Origin of the sequence: Comamonas sp. F1-6 (genome assembly GCF_039581415.1) — a bacterium.
GTDB lineage: Bacteria > Pseudomonadota > Gammaproteobacteria > Burkholderiales > Burkholderiaceae_C > Comamonas > Comamonas thiooxydans.
On record NZ_JBCPWN010000001.1, the window covers coordinates 58804 to 73379 of the forward strand.

The 14576-nt window shown below is 61.7% G+C and carries 12 protein-coding genes and 2 tRNA genes; 4 read left to right on the plus strand and 10 right to left on the minus strand.

The features are described 5' to 3' along the window. Positions 1–5 precede the first annotated feature (5 nt). Genes creB through AAIL66_RS00305 form a run of 4 tightly spaced genes read right to left on the minus strand, consistent with a single transcriptional unit; the run spans position 6 to position 4306 of the window. Positions 6–689: a two-component system response regulator CreB gene (gene creB, locus AAIL66_RS00290; protein ID WP_045838413.1), complete on the minus strand. Its 684-nt coding sequence runs from the start codon at positions 687–689 to the stop codon at positions 6–8. Between the two features lie 29 nt (positions 690–718). Further along, positions 719–1642, minus strand: coding sequence for an RNase adapter RapZ (gene rapZ / locus AAIL66_RS00295; RefSeq protein ID WP_034357618.1), 924 nt, complete (start codon positions 1640–1642; stop codon positions 719–721). 4 nt (positions 1643–1646) lie between these two features. After that, the gene (recN, locus tag AAIL66_RS00300; RefSeq protein ID WP_343495750.1) at positions 1647–3404 is read right to left on the minus strand and encodes a DNA repair protein RecN; all 1758 of its coding nucleotides are present in this window, start codon (positions 3402–3404) and stop codon (positions 1647–1649) included. A gap of 2 nt (positions 3405–3406) precedes the next feature. Further along, positions 3407–4306, minus strand: coding sequence for an NAD kinase (locus AAIL66_RS00305; protein ID WP_343495751.1), 900 nt, complete (start codon positions 4304–4306; stop codon positions 3407–3409). A gap of 29 nt (positions 4307–4335) precedes the next feature. Between AAIL66_RS00305 and hrcA the strand changes: the two genes are divergently transcribed. The 3 genes from hrcA (at position 4336) to AAIL66_RS00320 (ending at position 5665) form a co-directional block, all read left to right on the plus strand. Next, complete coding sequence (hrcA, locus tag AAIL66_RS00310; RefSeq protein ID WP_003066063.1) at positions 4336–5343, plus strand: heat-inducible transcriptional repressor HrcA; 1008 nt, start codon at positions 4336–4338, stop codon at positions 5341–5343. A gap of 52 nt (positions 5344–5395) precedes the next feature. Further along, positions 5396–5472: transfer RNA gene (locus tag AAIL66_RS00315), tRNA-Ile, on the plus strand. A gap of 116 nt (positions 5473–5588) precedes the next feature. Next, positions 5589–5665: transfer RNA gene (locus AAIL66_RS00320), tRNA-Arg, on the plus strand. A gap of 53 nt (positions 5666–5718) precedes the next feature. On the opposite strand, the gene AAIL66_RS00325 is transcribed toward AAIL66_RS00320, so the two are convergent. The 5 genes from AAIL66_RS00325 to AAIL66_RS00345 form a co-directional block, all read right to left on the minus strand. Next, the gene (locus tag AAIL66_RS00325) at positions 5719–8064 is read right to left on the minus strand and encodes a CHASE2 domain-containing protein (RefSeq protein WP_343495752.1); all 2346 of its coding nucleotides are present in this window, start codon (positions 8062–8064) and stop codon (positions 5719–5721) included. Between the two features lie 116 nt (positions 8065–8180). Continuing rightward, on the minus strand, positions 8181–9866 hold the full coding sequence (locus tag AAIL66_RS00330; RefSeq protein ID WP_343495896.1) for a FecR domain-containing protein: 1686 nt from the start codon (positions 9864–9866) through the stop codon (positions 8181–8183). 95 nt (positions 9867–9961) lie between these two features. Next, positions 9962–10672 carry a response regulator transcription factor gene (locus tag AAIL66_RS00335; protein ID WP_034357649.1) on the minus strand — a complete coding sequence of 237 codons (711 nt, stop codon included), beginning with the start codon at positions 10670–10672 and terminating at the stop codon, positions 9962–9964. Positions 10673–10751: 79 nt separating this feature from the next. Beyond that, positions 10752–12053: a tryptophan--tRNA ligase gene (locus tag AAIL66_RS00340; RefSeq protein ID WP_034357651.1), complete on the minus strand. Its 1302-nt coding sequence runs from the start codon at positions 12051–12053 to the stop codon at positions 10752–10754. Positions 12054–12095: 42 nt separating this feature from the next. Continuing rightward, positions 12096–12764 (minus strand): site-2 protease family protein, encoded by a 669-nt coding sequence (locus tag AAIL66_RS00345; RefSeq protein WP_343495753.1) that lies wholly within the window; start codon positions 12762–12764, stop codon positions 12096–12098. A 226-nt stretch (positions 12765–12990) separates the two neighbouring features. Here AAIL66_RS00345 and AAIL66_RS00350 point away from each other — a divergent pair, with 226 nt between their 5' ends. Next, on the plus strand, positions 12991–14247 hold the full coding sequence (locus tag AAIL66_RS00350; RefSeq protein WP_034381733.1) for a methyl-accepting chemotaxis protein: 1257 nt from the start codon (positions 12991–12993) through the stop codon (positions 14245–14247). Between the two features lies 1 nt (position 14248). Here AAIL66_RS00350 and AAIL66_RS00355 read toward each other — a convergent pair whose 3' ends face one another. After that, complete coding sequence (locus AAIL66_RS00355) at positions 14249–14572, minus strand: hypothetical protein (protein ID WP_343495754.1); 324 nt, start codon at positions 14570–14572, stop codon at positions 14249–14251. Positions 14573–14576 lie beyond the last annotated feature (4 nt).

The following is a 14576-nucleotide window of genomic DNA, read 5'->3' on the forward strand; positions in this document are numbered from 1 at the left end:
ACCGGCTATCCGGGCTGGTTCAGGCTATAGCCCAGACCGCGGTGGGTGACAATGAGCTCCTGATCGGGCAAACGCTCGCGCAGTTTGGCGCGCAGGGTCTTGATGTGGGTATCCACCGTGCGGTCGGTGCTCTCGCTGTCCAGCCCCCAGATTTGCTCCAGCAAGGCGTCGCGGCTCAGGATGCGGCCTGCCGCGTTGACCAGGCTCTGCAGCAGCTGATATTCGCGCCTGGTCAGATCTAGTGCCTTGCTGTGGATCAGGACACGCTGCCCTTGCTCATCTATTTGAAGTGCTCTTGCAAGCTGGGCGGGCGCTACAGGCTGGAATTGCCTGGAGCGGCGCAGCAGGGCGCGGGTGCGCGCCAGCAGCTCGCGCGGGCTGAAGGGCTTGGTCAGATAGTCGTCCGCGCCCAGCTCCAGGCCCAGAACCTTGTCCATCTCCTCGCCTCTGGCACTGAGCACCAGCACCGGAACAATGGAGCCGGCAGAGCGCAGCTCGCGGCACCAGTCCAGGCCGTTGCCGTCGGGCAGGCCTACGTCCATGAGCAGCACATCAAATGCTGTCCTGCTCCATTGCTGACGCGCATCGGCGATCAGCAGACTGTGGGTGACGGCAATGCCCTCGCGCTCCAGAGCGTAGCAAATCGTTCTTGCAATGGCTGGGTCGTCTTCGAGCAGCAGCACCTGCATGGCTGACGTCTGAGGGCTGAGCATGCGGGTCAGCTGATCGGGTGGATGGCGTCCGGGGCCAGAAACTGCTGAGAGACCTGGATGAATTTGTCGCGAAAATCCAGTGAGCGGTGGCGGCGTACGGTGGGCCACTGCTTCTCGAAGTGCCTGGCGAGGGCTTCGACGAGAAAGACCGAGCGGTGCTGCCCGCCCGTGCAGCCTATGCCCACGGTGACATAGCTGCGGTGGTCTCTGGCCAGCAGCGGCAGCCAGCGTTCGAGGAACTGCTGTATATCCAGCTGCATCTGCTGCACCTCGGGCAAGGCGCCCAGATAGTCGGCAACCGGCTTGTCCAGGCCCGTCAAGGCACGCAGTTCCTTGTCGTAGAAGGGATTGGGCAGCATGCGCACATCAAACACATAGTCAGAGTCTGTAGGCATGCTGTGCTTGAACCCAAAGGACTGGAACATCAGCGTCATCTGCCCTGTGGGTGCTTCGATGATCTGCTTGATATAGCTTTGCAGCTGCGCCGACTTGAGGTCGCCGGTGTCGATGACGATGGAGCGGTCGCGCAGCAGGCCCAGCAGCTCGCGCTCCTTTTCGATATCGAGCTCCAGTGCCTGGCGCTCGTTCGTCAGGGAGCCGGGGGACAGAGGATGGCGCCGGCGGGTTTCCGAAAAGCGCCTGATCAGGGTGCTGCTGTCGGCATCGAGAAAAATCATGCGCGGCATCAGCCCCTGCTTTTTGAGGCGATGCAGCTGATCAGGCAGCTGAGGCAGGCCCTTGGCGCTGCGTGCATCCATGGCAATGGCCACTTTCTCGTCCTGATGGTTGAGCTTGAGCTCCACAAAGGACTGCAGCAGTTCCGGGGGCAGATTGTCGACGCAGTAGTAGCCAGCATCCTCCAGCGCATGCAGCGCAACGGATTTGCCCGATCCGGACATGCCGCTGATCAGAACAATCTCCATGGACATGATTTCAAACTCCTCTGACTTTGCTGCTTTTGCGTGCTGTAGTGCTGGCCTTGGCACTTCGGGCCTGGGTGCCCGATGGACGCTGGGCGCTGTTTGCGGCCTGCTTTGCAGGCAATCTTGCCATGGCCAGCATTTCTCTGGCATGAGCCATGGTTGCTTCGGACAGGTGCTCGCCGCCCAGCATGCGGGCCATTTCCATCTCGCGCTCCTCGCCAGTCAGCGGATCCACGCTGCTGATGGTGGTGTTGGACTTGGGGCGCTTGGTCACCCGGTAGTGCTGGTCTGCATAGGCAGCGACCTGGGGCAGGTGAGTGACGGCCAGCACCTGGCGTGAATCGCCGAGCGAGTGCATGAGGCGGCCCACGGTTTCGGCCACGGCTCCGCCCACGCCGGAGTCCACCTCGTCAAAAATCAGGGTCCCGGCCTGGCCCAGTTCGCTGGTGGTCACGGCAATGGCCAGCGAGATGCGCGACAACTCGCCGCCCGATGCCACCTTGGCAACGGGTTTGGGCGTGGCGCCGGTATGGCCTGCAACCAGAAAAGTGATGCTGTCCGTGCCCGCGGGACTGGCGGCATCGGCATGTTCGAGCTGCACTTCGAAACGGCCGCCCTTCATGCCCAGGCTTTGCATGGACTGGGTGATGGCGCGTGACAGGCGTGGTGCAGCCAGGGTGCGCTGCTGCGAGATTTTGCGCGCCTCGGCCTGATACCTGAGGTGGGCGGCTTGCTCTTTGGCGCGCAGCCCCTCCACATCGACGGCAGCATCCAGCTGGTGCAGCTCCTGTTTCCAGCCTTCGAGCAGGGTGGGCAAGTCCTCGGGTGTGCGCTTGTAGCGGCGCGCCAGTTGCATCCACAGCGACAGGCGTTCATCGAGATCGGCCAGCAGCTCGGGATCCAGATCGGCGCGGCGCAGATAGGCCTGCAGCGAGTGACGGGCATCGTGCAACTGGGCCACACAGGAGCCCAGTACGTCGGCAATGCTCTGAAACTCAGGCTCAAGATGCTCCTGGTCCTGCAGCAGGTGGTGGGCCCTGCCCAATGGGGTGGCCGCTCCCGCATCGTCATCCTCCAGCAGTTGCAGACAGGACTGGGCCGAGTCCATCAAGGTCTGCGCGTGTGACAGACGTGTGTGCTGGGCATTGAGCTCATCCCACTCTTCGGCGCGCGGCGACAGCTTGTCCAGCTCGGAAATCTGCCATTGCAGGCGCTCCCGTTCGCGTTGCAGATTGTCCTGGGCCGATAGCGCCTGCTCCAGTGCCTGATGGTTCTGGCGCCAGTCCAGCCAAAGCGATTTGAGCTGGGCCGTTTCAATGCCGCCGTAGGTATCCAGCATGGCGCGTGCTGCATCCGGGCGAGTCAGGCTTTGCCAGGCATGCTGGCCGTGAATGTCGATCAGCTGATCGCCCAGATGGCGCAGCTGCGTGGCTGTTGCGGGAGAGCCGTTGATCCAGGCGCGGCTGCGGCCCAGACTGTCGATGACGCGGCGCAGCAGCAAATCCTGCTCCTGCGCAAAACCCGACTCTTCCAGCCATTCATGAAGATGGGGTGGGCAATCGAACTCTGCGCAAATATCGGCCTGAGGGCAGCCTTCGCGCACCACCTGTGCATCGGCTCGTGCGCCCAGAACCAGTTGCAGAGCGTCGAGCATGATGGATTTGCCGGCCCCGGTTTCGCCGGTAAGCACCGTGAAGCCGGTCTGCCAGTCCAGATCGAGTGACTGGACGATCACAAAGTCCCGCAGGACGATGCGCTTCAAGGCCATGGTCAGACGCCTCCCTCGTTCCAGCCCAGTTTTTTGCGCAGGGTGTCGAAGTAATTCCAGCCCTTGGGGTGCAGAAAGTGCACGCTGTGATCGGCGCGCGTCACCAGGATGCGGTCACCATGCTGCAGCGATTTCAGTGACTGCATGTCAAAGTTCGCGCTGGCGTCGCCTCGGCCGCCCACCACCTCGATAGTCACTTCCTGAGCGTCGGAGAGCACGATGGGGCGGTTGGAGAGGTTGTGCGGCGCGATGGGCACCATCACCCAGGCAGGAATCGAGGGGTGCAGCATGGGGCCGCCGGCCGAGAGCGCATAGGCGGTGGAGCCCGTGGGGGTGGCCACGATCAAGCCGTCCGCGCGCTGGTTGGAGACAAAGCTGCCGCCGACCTCGATGCGCAGCTCCACCATGCCCGAGGTCGAGCCACGGTTGACCACCACATCATTCATGGCTTGGGCTTCAAACACGCACTGGCCGTCGCGCATGACGCGAGCATTCATCAGGGTGCGTTCGTCTTCCTCGTACTCGCCCTGCAGTATGGGCGTGATGGAGGCTTCGAATTCATCCAGGGCGATATCGGTGACAAACCCCAGGCGGCCCTGGTTGATGCCGACCAGCGGCGTGCCATAGCGCGCCAGATGGCGGCACACGCCCAGCATGGTGCCGTCGCCGCCCACCACCAGGCCGAGGTCGCAATGCCTGCCCAGACCGTCAACGTCCATGCTCGGGTAATCGGGCAGGCCCGCATAGATGGCGGACTGGGTATCCAGAATCACCTCACAACCCAGGCTGCGCACGTAACCGGCAATCTGTTGCAGCGCTTCGCTGGCTGCATCGGACGGAACGCCTGCTGCGGGTGTGTGGTACTTGCCGATCAGGGCAATATGGTGGAACGTGGATGTCATCTGGGAAATTACATCATTAAAATGAAATCATGCTCGACGAACGTGCCAAGTTATTGCTCAAAGCGCTGATCGAGCGTTACATCGCTGACGGTCAACCAGTCGGCTCGCGCACTCTTTCACGTGCATCCGGGCTTGAATTGTCGCCTGCCACCATACGCAATGTGATGGCCGACCTGGAAGAGATGGGTCTGATCATCAGTCCTCACACATCGGCAGGCCGCGTGCCGACAGCCAGGGGATATCGCCTGTTTGTCGACACCATGCTGACTGTGGACCGCTGCGATCTTGTAACGCCCGGCCTGATGCCTGAACAGCCGCAGAAGGTGATTGCCAATGCGGCCAATCTGCTGTCCAACCTCTCCCAGTTCGTGGGTGTGGTCATGGTGCCGCGTCGAAGCTCCGTCTTCAAGCATATCGAGTTCGTGCGCTTGTCGGAGCGGCGCTTTCTGGTCATCATCGTCTCACCCGAAGGCGATGTGCAAAACCGCGTGATCTTCACGGATGTGGATTACGAGTCCTCGCAACTGATAGAAGCCTCGAATTTCCTCAATCACCATTACGCCGGTTTGACAATGGAGGAGGTGCGCACGCGGCTGCAGACCGAGGTGGAGCAATTGCGGGGCCAGGTTGCCAGCCTCATGCAGGCAGCGGTGAATGTAGGCACTGAGGTCATGAGCAACCATGATCGCGAGGATGTGGTGATCGCCGGCGAGCGCAATCTGCTGTCCGTGAGCGATTTTTCCAGCGATATGGGCAATCTGCGCCGCGCTTTCGACCTGTTCGAGCAGAAAACGCAAATCCTTAGGTTGCTGGACTTCTCCAATCAGGCTGATGGCGTGCGCATTTACATCGGCGGCGAGAGCCAGACCGTGCCGTTTGAAGATTTGTCTGTAGTGAGTGCTCCCTATGAACTCGACGGCAAGGTGGTCGGCACCTTGGGGGTGATCGGCCCCACGCGCATGCACTACGACAAGATGATCCAGATTGTCGATATCACATCCAAACTGGTGAGCAATGCTCTGAGTCACAAGCGTTAGGCCCTACAATGGCGAAGTTTTTCTGGTGGCAGCCACGGCTGTTGTCAGTGTTGGGGCGTTAGCTCAGTTGGTTAGAGCAGAGGACTCATAATCCTTTGGTCGTCGGTTCAAGTCCGCCACGCCCTACCAAACTGCATGAAAGCCTGCCGTCTTCATCGATGGCAGGCTTTTTCTTTGCATGAACGCGAAAAAGTTGTCGATTTGGTTCGAGAGCCGTTTTTGCACTGCTAGAATACAACCCTGTTGCGGCTGTAGCTCAGCTGGATAGAGTACTTGGCTACGAACCAAGGGGTCGTGGGTTCGATTCCTGCCAGCCGCACCACAAAACGTCAAGCCTCAGAACTGAAAAGTTCTGAGGCTTTTTCGTTTCTGGGCTCAGGCTTTGGGTATCAGCAAGGTGAAGCTGCTGCCTTGGCCCAGCTGGCTGCTTATCTGCAGGCTGCCGCCATGACGCTGTGCCACGGTGCGCGTGAAGGCCAGGCCCAGGCCCACGCCATCCATGCGCTGGTGTTGCTGCAGGCGCTCGAAGGGCTGGCTGAGTCTGGCCAGCGATGCCTCGTCCATGCCGGAGCCGTGATCGCGCACGGCGATGCCCCATTGGCTGTCTTGCTCGACAACGGCGATTTCCACTTGGGCACCGCCATCCCCAGTCTGTGGCTTGCCGTATTTGATGGCATTGCTCAACAGGTTGATGACGGCGCGGTGCAGCAGGCCGGGGTCGCCATGCACGCAGGCTTCGGCATCCGGCAGCTCGAACACCAGTTGCATGTTCTGCTGCTGGGCAAGGGTCCAGCAATCCGAGACGGCCTGATCCGCCAGCAGGCCCAGGTCCAGGACTTCGCTGCGGTATTGCTGCTGCTGGGCTCTGGCCAGATGCACAAAATCGTCTGCCAGCTGAAGAGACGACTGGGCATAGCCCTCAATGCGGTCAAACAGTGCATCTTGCGAATCGATGCGCTTGCCTGTGCGCTGCATCTCCAGCAAGGTGATGATGGAGCCTATCGGTGCACGGATATCGTGGGAGATGAACTGCATGGCTTGGTCGCGCTGGGCCTGTGCGCTGCGCAGGTCGCTGATATCGACCAGGGTGATGAGCCAGCCCGAGGTGGGCGGTGCCTCGAAGCTCTGGCTCAGCAGCATCAGATGGCGGCCCTGGGTGTCGCGCCCTTCGCTCTGGCGTGACAGAGTAGCTTGCTGCAATGCGCTGTGCGTGAGCAGTGGCGTGCTGCTGGCAGCGCGGCCGCCGTCGCTGCTGGCGCTGTTCAGGCCGTGGAGCAGGGCGACCAGATCGTCACCTTGCTGGAGTTTGTGCTCCAGGCTCTCGATATAGCGGTGCGCGGCCGTGTTGGCAAGCAGCAGCAGCCCTTCGCGGTCGCAGACAAAAGTGGCCGAGGGCAGCTGGCGCAGGCTTTCGCTGACGAAGTGATGCAATGCGCGCAGCTGGCGCGAGGCTTGCTCCACAGCGTCGATCCGCTGATCGAGTGCGTCGCTCTTGAGCGAGGGGGCGGGCAGGCCCTGGCCTTGCAGATCGCGCAGCTCCAGCGCCAGAAAGCGTGTGGCGGCGCGCAGGCGCAGCCAGCTCCAGAGCGGGTAGGCAAGCGACAGGCCCAGCAGTGCCGCCGCGGGGGCGGTCTGCACATGACCCCAACGCGGCGCCAAACCGGCTATCGACAGACTGAGCAAGGCCAGCAGGATGCTGGAAATCAGCCCGCCAGAAGGGCCGAGCCAGGCCAGAGCCAGCAGGCCCAGCAGCACGGGCAGCACATTGAGGCTGCGGTTGAGCGTGGCAGTGGCTGGCTCCAGATGTGTGTCCTCAAGGATGCCATTGAGCACATGGCCCAGCATCTCCACATTCGAGATCAGGCGCGCATCAAAGCCGATAGGGGCCGTGAATTTTTCGCCAAGACCTGCGGCAGTGGCTCCAATCAGCACGTATTTGCCGCGAAAAGCGACCGCTGGGATATTGCCGCGCAGGATGTCGATATAAGAGTAGGTGGTGAACGGCGAGCCCGGGCTGTTCTGGCGGTCCCGCGAAGCCCGGGCAAAAGCGATGAACTGGGGCTGCAGCTTTTGCCAGGAGTTGGCTGCAACCGAGTCTGCTGGAGGTGGGGCAGATGGTTGGCAGGGTCGGGTGGTCTGGCCCACGCAGTGCAGGCTCAGCGCCATATGCCACCAGAGCTGGCCGGCCTTGCCTTCCTGTGCATAAAAGCGTCGCACCACACCATCGGCATCCATAGGCATCTGGGTGTGCCCCAGAGCAGCAGCCTCGCTGGCAAGGCTCTGTAAAGGGGCGGTGGCGGCGCTTTGCGCGGCGCGCGTGACGGGCAGCACTACGTTGCCGCTTTTTTGCAGTGCTCGTTGCAGCAGCAGATCGTCGCCGGGGTAGTCCCAGTCTTCCTCGCCGAAGACCACATCCATGCCGATGGCGCGGGGCTGTCCTTGAGTGATGCGCTCCAGCACGGCGGCGTGCAGTGCACGCCGCCAGGGCCAGCGGCCTATGCTGTCGATGCTGTCATCGTCGATGGCCACGATGACAACATCGGGCGAGGCTGGACGCTGGTGAAGCCAGGCCGAAGTGTCCTGAATAATGCCGTTGAAACGTGCCAGCTGCCCCGGGCCGCTGAGCCACCAGGTCATGCCGAGCAGGAAAGCGCTGAGCAGCAGCCAGCTCAGGCGCAGGTCCTGCAAGCGGTTTTTACGCAGGCCGGGCGCTTCAACCATGTGGGTGACTCGGTGAGAGGCTCATAAAACAATAGCTTCCAGCGCTTGTCATATAAGCGATCAAGATATGAATCCTATGAAGCTTCATGGAATTCAAGCGCTGGCAGCTATGGTTTTTACTGGCGCATCAGGCGTGAACCGTCGCCGGAAGTCAGCGCCTGCCCCTCGGACGAGGTCACCCAGTTGCCGGTCTGGAATTGGCGCGCGACAGAGAGATTGCTGCGCAGGCCGTTGGCATCCTCGACCTGCATCTGCAGATAGTAGGTGCCAGGAGGCAGATCCTGCGTGCTCCACTGAGGCTGGGTTATCCAGGTGTCGATCAGGGGCGCAGTGAAACCGGCGTCGCTGGCCACCACGATACGGTAGCGTTGACCCTCTTCACCTGCCCAGTGAATATGGCTGCTGCCTTCGCCGGGCGCGCCGCCGATCTCCAGCTCGGGCGATTTGGGTGCCAGGGCCAGTTTCATCTTTTGCGGGGCTGCGAAAGGACCCGCATCCGGCTGGCCGTTGCCGAGCTTACGGATGCTGCCTACGCGCCACATATATTCGCCGACAGGCAGCTTGGCCAGCGCACTGGCAGGCAGGGCGCAGTCCTTGAGGTCGTTGGCGTCGATCAGCGGCTGGGCAAAGCTGCCGTCGGCGGTGGCTACCTGGATACGGTAGGCCGAGGCTTCCGCCACCTGGGTGCATTGCAGGCCGTGCTGGCCCTGTCCGATGGTGGCTTCAGGTGCTGGAGACTCATAGAGCGGCGGCACCGGATGAGCTTTGACGCGCAACACTTGCAGGCTGCGTTTGCCAGGAATGCCGTTGGCGTCAATGGCGCGAATGGCCGCAATGTAGCTGCCGTCTTCGACACCCGTCAGGCGTGCAGGTGACCTTGTGAACATGCCGCCGCGCACGATCTGGGTCAGCTCCTTGTCCTGAGCGAGCAGCACTTGGTAGCGCACGGCACCAGCCATGGCTGGCAGGGGCAGGCTGACCCAGTTGGCGTCTTCGACAAGAGCGGGCCAGGCCGCAATATCGGGAGCCCCCAGCATGGCTGTGGGCTTGCCGATCTGGCCGTTTGCGGAGACGGACAGACCTTGACCTGGCCTGAGCAAGGCTGAGGGCTGGCCCGTCTGCACGGCGACCGAGCCTTCGTCGACGGCAGCAGCCGTGCGGCCCTCGTCATCACTCATCACCAGAAACTGGGTGCCGCGCACGCTGGTCGAGGCCGCCGGGGTGCGCACCTCGAAGCGGCGCTCGCCATTGGCTTGCCTGGACACTTTTGCTTCAATTGCGCCCTCGCGCAGATCGATGATGGACTGCAGACTGCCGGCTCGGCCTTTGCGGCGCATCTGGCGCAGCTCGACATCGGATTCGGACTGCACGCGCACCAGTGAGCCATCTGCCAGGCGCACGGAGACAAAGGCGTTGGCCGGAACCTGGAGCGAATCGCCTTCCTGCAGCAGCTGGCCTTTTTGCACGGGCTGAGGCGGCGCGTTGACGGAGTCTGCGAGATGGCTCGCAGAGCGTGTGCTTTGCACATCGCCTTGCACAAACACCACCGAAGCCATCGCTGCGCGCAACAGACGCGTGGGAATTTCCAGCACCGAACCGGGGCGCAGGCGCAGGGGGTTTTCCACCTTGTTGTGACTTTGCAGCGCTGTCCAGCGCTTGTGGTCGCCCAGATAGCGTGCTGCCAGCATCTCCAGCGTATCTCCAGTCACCACGCGGTGGGCAATGACATCGTTGCCGCGGGGAGTGATCTGGGCATGGGCCAGACCTGTTGCCGTCATCCCTCCAAACGCCACCCACAGCATGCCTGCACCCAGAATGGGCGCCGGGGAGTGGACGGAAAAGAGGTTTTGACGTAAATCAGGCATTTTTTAAAGCTAGGTTATGGGGGCTGCCGAACTCAGGCAGCTGGGGCTGCGGGCTGCGCAGCTTCGGGGACATCCAGGCGGTAACCATAGCCATAAACGGCTGAAATGGCATAGGGCTGACCGGCGCGCAGGTTCAGCAGATTGCGCAGGCGCGAGACATGGGTGTCCAGCGAGCGCGACTGCACCTCGGCGTTATGGCCCCAGACGACTTCGCGCAGATGATCGCGCGAGAGCAAACGGCCCTGGTTCTGGAACAGCGTCAGTGCCAGAGTGTATTCACGGTGCGTAACCTCCACGGGCTGGCCGTCCATCTCTATCCCATTGGTGGTGGTGAGAAAGCGGTAGGGGCCGAAGTCCAGCACGCTTTGTGCGGTCAGCGGATAGGCGCGGCGCAGCAGGGCGGAGATGCGAGCACGCAGCTCGCCCGCACGTATGGGCTTGATCATGAAGTCATCGGCGCCGCTGGCCAGGCCTTCGACAATGTCGGCCTCTTCGCTGCGGTGGGTCACGAAGATGACCGGCACTTCCTTGCTGATCTGCTCGCGCACCCAGCGCACGATATCCGGACCGCTGCTATCGGGCAGCTCCCAGTCAATCAGCAGCAAATCGAAGCTTTCGCGGCGCAGGGCTTGCTGCAGGGCGGCCCCCTTGAGGTAAGAGTGACAGCTATGTCCGGCTTCCGTCGCGACTTGTTGCAACAGTTCCAGTTGTAGCGGATCGTCATCCAGAGCAGCAATACGCATCGGTAGTTCCTTTAGTGCGAAGGATTACATCCACGCTGTCCTTTGAATTCGGAGGCAGCGTCCATCGGGCTGCGAGGAGCTATTGCTCGGCCGCCTCACGCAGTTGTTCCAGAGCCTGGATCACCAGGTCATCGCTGACACCATCCAGTGTCTGCAGGCACGGCTTGATGGCGGCCAGAGCCGTCGCGCCTTCGCGCTGCAACCGGGCGATGTTCTGCCCCGCTTCCTTGGGGGCGGTAAAACCCAGGCTTTGCAGCAGCAGCTGACCGTCAGCGGCCACCAGCTTGAAGTAGAACTGGCCATCGGATTCGCGATACTGCTTGAACTGGGGCAGTGCAGTCTTGGCAGCCTTGGTCTTGGCCTTGCTGGCTTGCGCCAGGTTGCGGATGCCGACGGCGCCGCGCAGTTGCTGCAGCAAAGGAGTCGCCAGCTTGCGTGCCTTGATGGCACCGGCCTGAAGAATCTCTTCCAGCTCTGCCGGGTGGGCAATCAGGTATTCATAACGCTCGCGCATGGGGGCGATTTCACGGTCGATGCGCTCGAACAGGATCTGCTTGGCATCGCCCCAGGCAATGCCTTCGGCATATTGCTGGCGCAGGGCGGCACTTTCCTCTTCGCTGGCAAAGCCTTGATAGATCTGGAACAGGGCGGAGCCTTCGACTTCCTTGGCCTCGCCGGGGGCGCGCGAGTCGGTGGTGATGCTGTTGATGAGCTTCCTGAGTTGTTCACGTGGCGCAAACAGCGGAATCGTGTTGTTGTAGCTCTTGCTCATCTTGCGGCCGTCAAGGCCGGGCAGGGTGGCGACGGACTCCTCCACCACGGCCTCAGGCAGCGTGAAGTACTCGCCGCCGTAGATGTGGTTGAAGCTCGACGCCATGTCGCGCGCCATCTCCAGGTGTTGCACCTGATCGCGGCCCACAGGAACCTTGTTGGCGTTGAAGATCAGAATGTCGGCGCCCATGAGCACGGGATACATGAAGAGACCGGCGGTCACGCCGTCGTCTGGTTCGCTGCCGGATGCATTGTTCTTGTCCACCGCTGCCTTGTAGGCGTGGGCGCGGTTGAGCAGGCCCTTGCCGGTCACGCAGGTCAGGAACCAGGTCAGCTCCGGAATCTCGGGGATGTCCGACTGGCGGTAGAAGGTCACATGCTCGGGGTCGAGACCAGCGGCCAGCCAACTGGCGGCGATTTCGATGGTCGAGCGTTGCACGCGCTCGGGGTCCTGGCACTTGATGAGCGCGTGGTAGTCGGCCAGAAAGTAGAAGTTCTCCACATTTTTGTCGCGACTGGCTTCGATGGCGGGGCGCATCATGCCTGCGTAGTTGCCCAGGTGTGGGGTTCCGCTGGGGGTGATGCCGGTCAGAAAACGGGTGGTGCTCATAGGGATCAACAACAGATATCAGTAGCAGACCAGGCGCTGGGTTCAGCGCAGCAAGGCCATGAAGGGGTAGAGGATCAGATCGATGGCCGAGTAGCCCAGGCTCATCAACGGGCGCAGCCAGTAGCTGCCGACCACGCCGGCAATCACCAGTGCCATGACGATGAAAAAGCCATAGGGCTCGACACGCGCCACCAGTTGCGCCTGCTTCCAGGGCAGCAGACCGACCAGAATGCGGCCACCGTCCAGAGGCGGCAGCGGAAAGAGATTGAAGGCCCACATCACCAGGTTGACCAGAATGCCGGCGCGGCACATCTCTAGGAAAAAGCGCTCGTGCAGACCTGTGCCTACCAAGACGATCAGCAGCAGGCCCCAGAACACGGCCTGCACGAAATTGGAGGCAGGGCCGGCCAGCGCTACCCAGATCATGTCGCGCTTGGGGTGGCGCAGATGGTCAAAGCGCACGGGCACGGGCTTGGCATAGCCGAAAAGAAACGCGCCCGAGGTAGCGAAATACAGCAGCAGCGGCATCAAGATGGTGCCGATGGGGTCGATATGCTTGATGGGGTTGAGCGTGATGCGACCCATCATGGCTGCGGTGTTGTCGCCAAAGTGACGCGCAGCATAGCCGTGCGCCGCCTCATGAATGGTGATGGCGAACAGCACGGGCAGTGCGTAAATCAGTACGGTTTGTATGAGTTCGATGAGTTCCACGCACTGATTGTCTCAGACGCCGCGCCAAGCTGCTGTCTTGTACCGGGACAAGCCGTTTGCTGTTGCAGAAATACGGGTTGCACATAGTTGTGTGGTAAACCAGATGTTGCAAAATGCAACTCGCGCAAATCCGTGGTTGCTGCCTGCACAGCGGAACAGGTTTTGTGCGGGTTGACGAAATCAATACATAACACGGCGTTCGGCAGGACAGGGCAAGGGGATCAATATGACGGTAAGCAAGCGACTGGTGATTGCATTTGTCAGCATCAGTGTTTTTGTCCTGGCTTTGATGGGAATTGCCTGGTCAGCGATGTCTGATGTGCTGGAGGTGCTCAAGGCGGGATCGCTCACGGCGCAGCAGTCGCAGAACTTGATGGCGGAGGTCGAGCGTTCGCGCTGGTGGCTGCTGGCACTGGGCGCCTGGGTCTGCATTTCCTGCACGTGGTCCTGGATCAGCCTGCGCCGCCGCATCGTGGCGCCATTGCAGGAAGCCATCCTGATTGCCGAGACCGTGGCAGCAGGTGATTTGAGCAAGGAGTTCTCTTCGAATGCCGAAGGCGAGTTCGGTCGTCTTCTGACTGCGCTGAGCACCATGGAAGACACGCTGACCGAGTTGGTGGGTCGCATCAAGCAGTCCACCGATTCACTGGCCGTTTCGGCCTATGAAATCGATGCGGGCAACATCAACCTCTCCAGCCGCACCGAGCAGCAGGTCAGCGCGCTGACCGAAACCGCAGCCAGCATGGAGCAGCTCACCGTCACAGTGCGCCAGAACGCAGAGCGCGCTCATTCGGCCAGCTCTCTGGCAGTCACTGCATCGGCCACGGCCGGACGTGGCGGTGATGTGGTGGACCAGGTCGTTCACACCATGGATGCCATCAGCGGCAGCTCGCGCAAGATTGTGGACATCATTCAGGTCATTGAAGGCATCGCCTTCCAGACCAATATCCTGGCCCTCAATGCGGCCGTGGAAGCGGCCCGCGCCGGAGAGCAGGGGCGTGGCTTTGCCGTGGTGGCCAGCGAGGTGCGCTCGCTGGCGCAGCGCAGTGCCGAAGCGGCCAAACAGATCAAGGAGCTGATCACGGCCAGCGTGACTCAGGTGGAAAGCGGCTCTGGCCTGGTGGGCCAGGCCGGCAGCACCATGAAGGAAATCATGCAGTCCGTAGGTCAGGTCACAGGTCTGCTGAGCGAAATCTCCGGTGCGCTGCAGCAGCAAAGCGAGGGCATCGCCCATGTGAATACGGCCGTGGCTCACATGGACAGCACCAATCAGGAAAATGCCGCCCTGGTCATGCAGGCCACGCAAGCCGCTGCTGCGCTCAATGCGCGTACGCAGGATCTGCAGCAGGCGGTGGGGGCCTTCAAACTCGATGACGATGAGTCACCTTGTCTGGCTCCTTCTGCCATGCCGGCTCCGCGCGGAGCCGGGGCCGCGCAGGCGCGTCCAGCTCGTGCCCGCGAGCTGGCCTATGAAGAGCTTTGATTCAGCGAGCTTCGTGCAGATAGCCGTAAATGGCCACGACGGTAAAGCCGAAATGGAGGCAGATAGCCGTTCCCAGCAGGACCCTGCGGCGCAGTATGGAGTCATCGGCCTGTGCCGACAGCCCTGGCGAGACATGGAATGACTTGCCTCCGGCATAAGCCCGAATCGTCCATGCCGTCCAGAGGGTGGCCAGGGCATAGATCAGCCATGCCTGAGACGCCTGCCAGAACAGCACCGCCACCATCACCGAGTAAGCGCACAAAGAGACGATGAGCCAGGGCCAGTGGCGCTGAACAAAGTCTTGCGGCAGCTGCTGTTCGTGCATGAGG

What these genes read in the sequence shown, in the direction of transcription:
- hrcA (WP_003066063.1), top strand. Translation starts at nt 4,336, where the DNA reads ATGCTCGACGAACGTGCCAAGTTATTGCTCAAAGCGCTGATCGAGCGT.
- rapZ (WP_034357618.1), bottom strand. Translation starts at nt 1,642, where the DNA reads ATGTCCATGGAGATTGTTCTGATCAGCGGCATGTCCGGATCGGGCAAA.
- AAIL66_RS00305 (WP_343495751.1), bottom strand. Translation starts at nt 4,306, where the DNA reads ATGACATCCACGTTCCACCATATTGCCCTGATCGGCAAGTACCACACA.
- creB (WP_045838413.1), bottom strand. Translation starts at nt 689, where the DNA reads ATGCAGGTGCTGCTGCTCGAAGACGACCCAGCCATTGCAAGAACGATT.
- AAIL66_RS00355 (WP_343495754.1), bottom strand. Translation starts at nt 14,572, where the DNA reads ATGCACGAACAGCAGCTGCCGCAAGACTTTGTTCAGCGCCACTGGCCC.
- AAIL66_RS00335 (WP_034357649.1), bottom strand. Translation starts at nt 10,672, where the DNA reads ATGCGTATTGCTGCTCTGGATGACGATCCGCTACAACTGGAACTGTTG.
- AAIL66_RS00330 (WP_343495896.1), bottom strand. Translation starts at nt 9,866, where the DNA reads ATGCTGTGGGTGGCGTTTGGAGGGATGACGGCAACAGGTCTGGCCCAT.
- AAIL66_RS00350 (WP_034381733.1), top strand. Translation starts at nt 12,991, where the DNA reads ATGACGGTAAGCAAGCGACTGGTGATTGCATTTGTCAGCATCAGTGTT.
- AAIL66_RS00325 (WP_343495752.1), bottom strand. Translation starts at nt 8,064, where the DNA reads ATGGTTGAAGCGCCCGGCCTGCGTAAAAACCGCTTGCAGGACCTGCGC.
- AAIL66_RS00340 (WP_034357651.1), bottom strand. Translation starts at nt 12,053, where the DNA reads ATGAGCACCACCCGTTTTCTGACCGGCATCACCCCCAGCGGAACCCCA.
- recN (WP_343495750.1), bottom strand. Translation starts at nt 3,404, where the DNA reads ATGGCCTTGAAGCGCATCGTCCTGCGGGACTTTGTGATCGTCCAGTCA.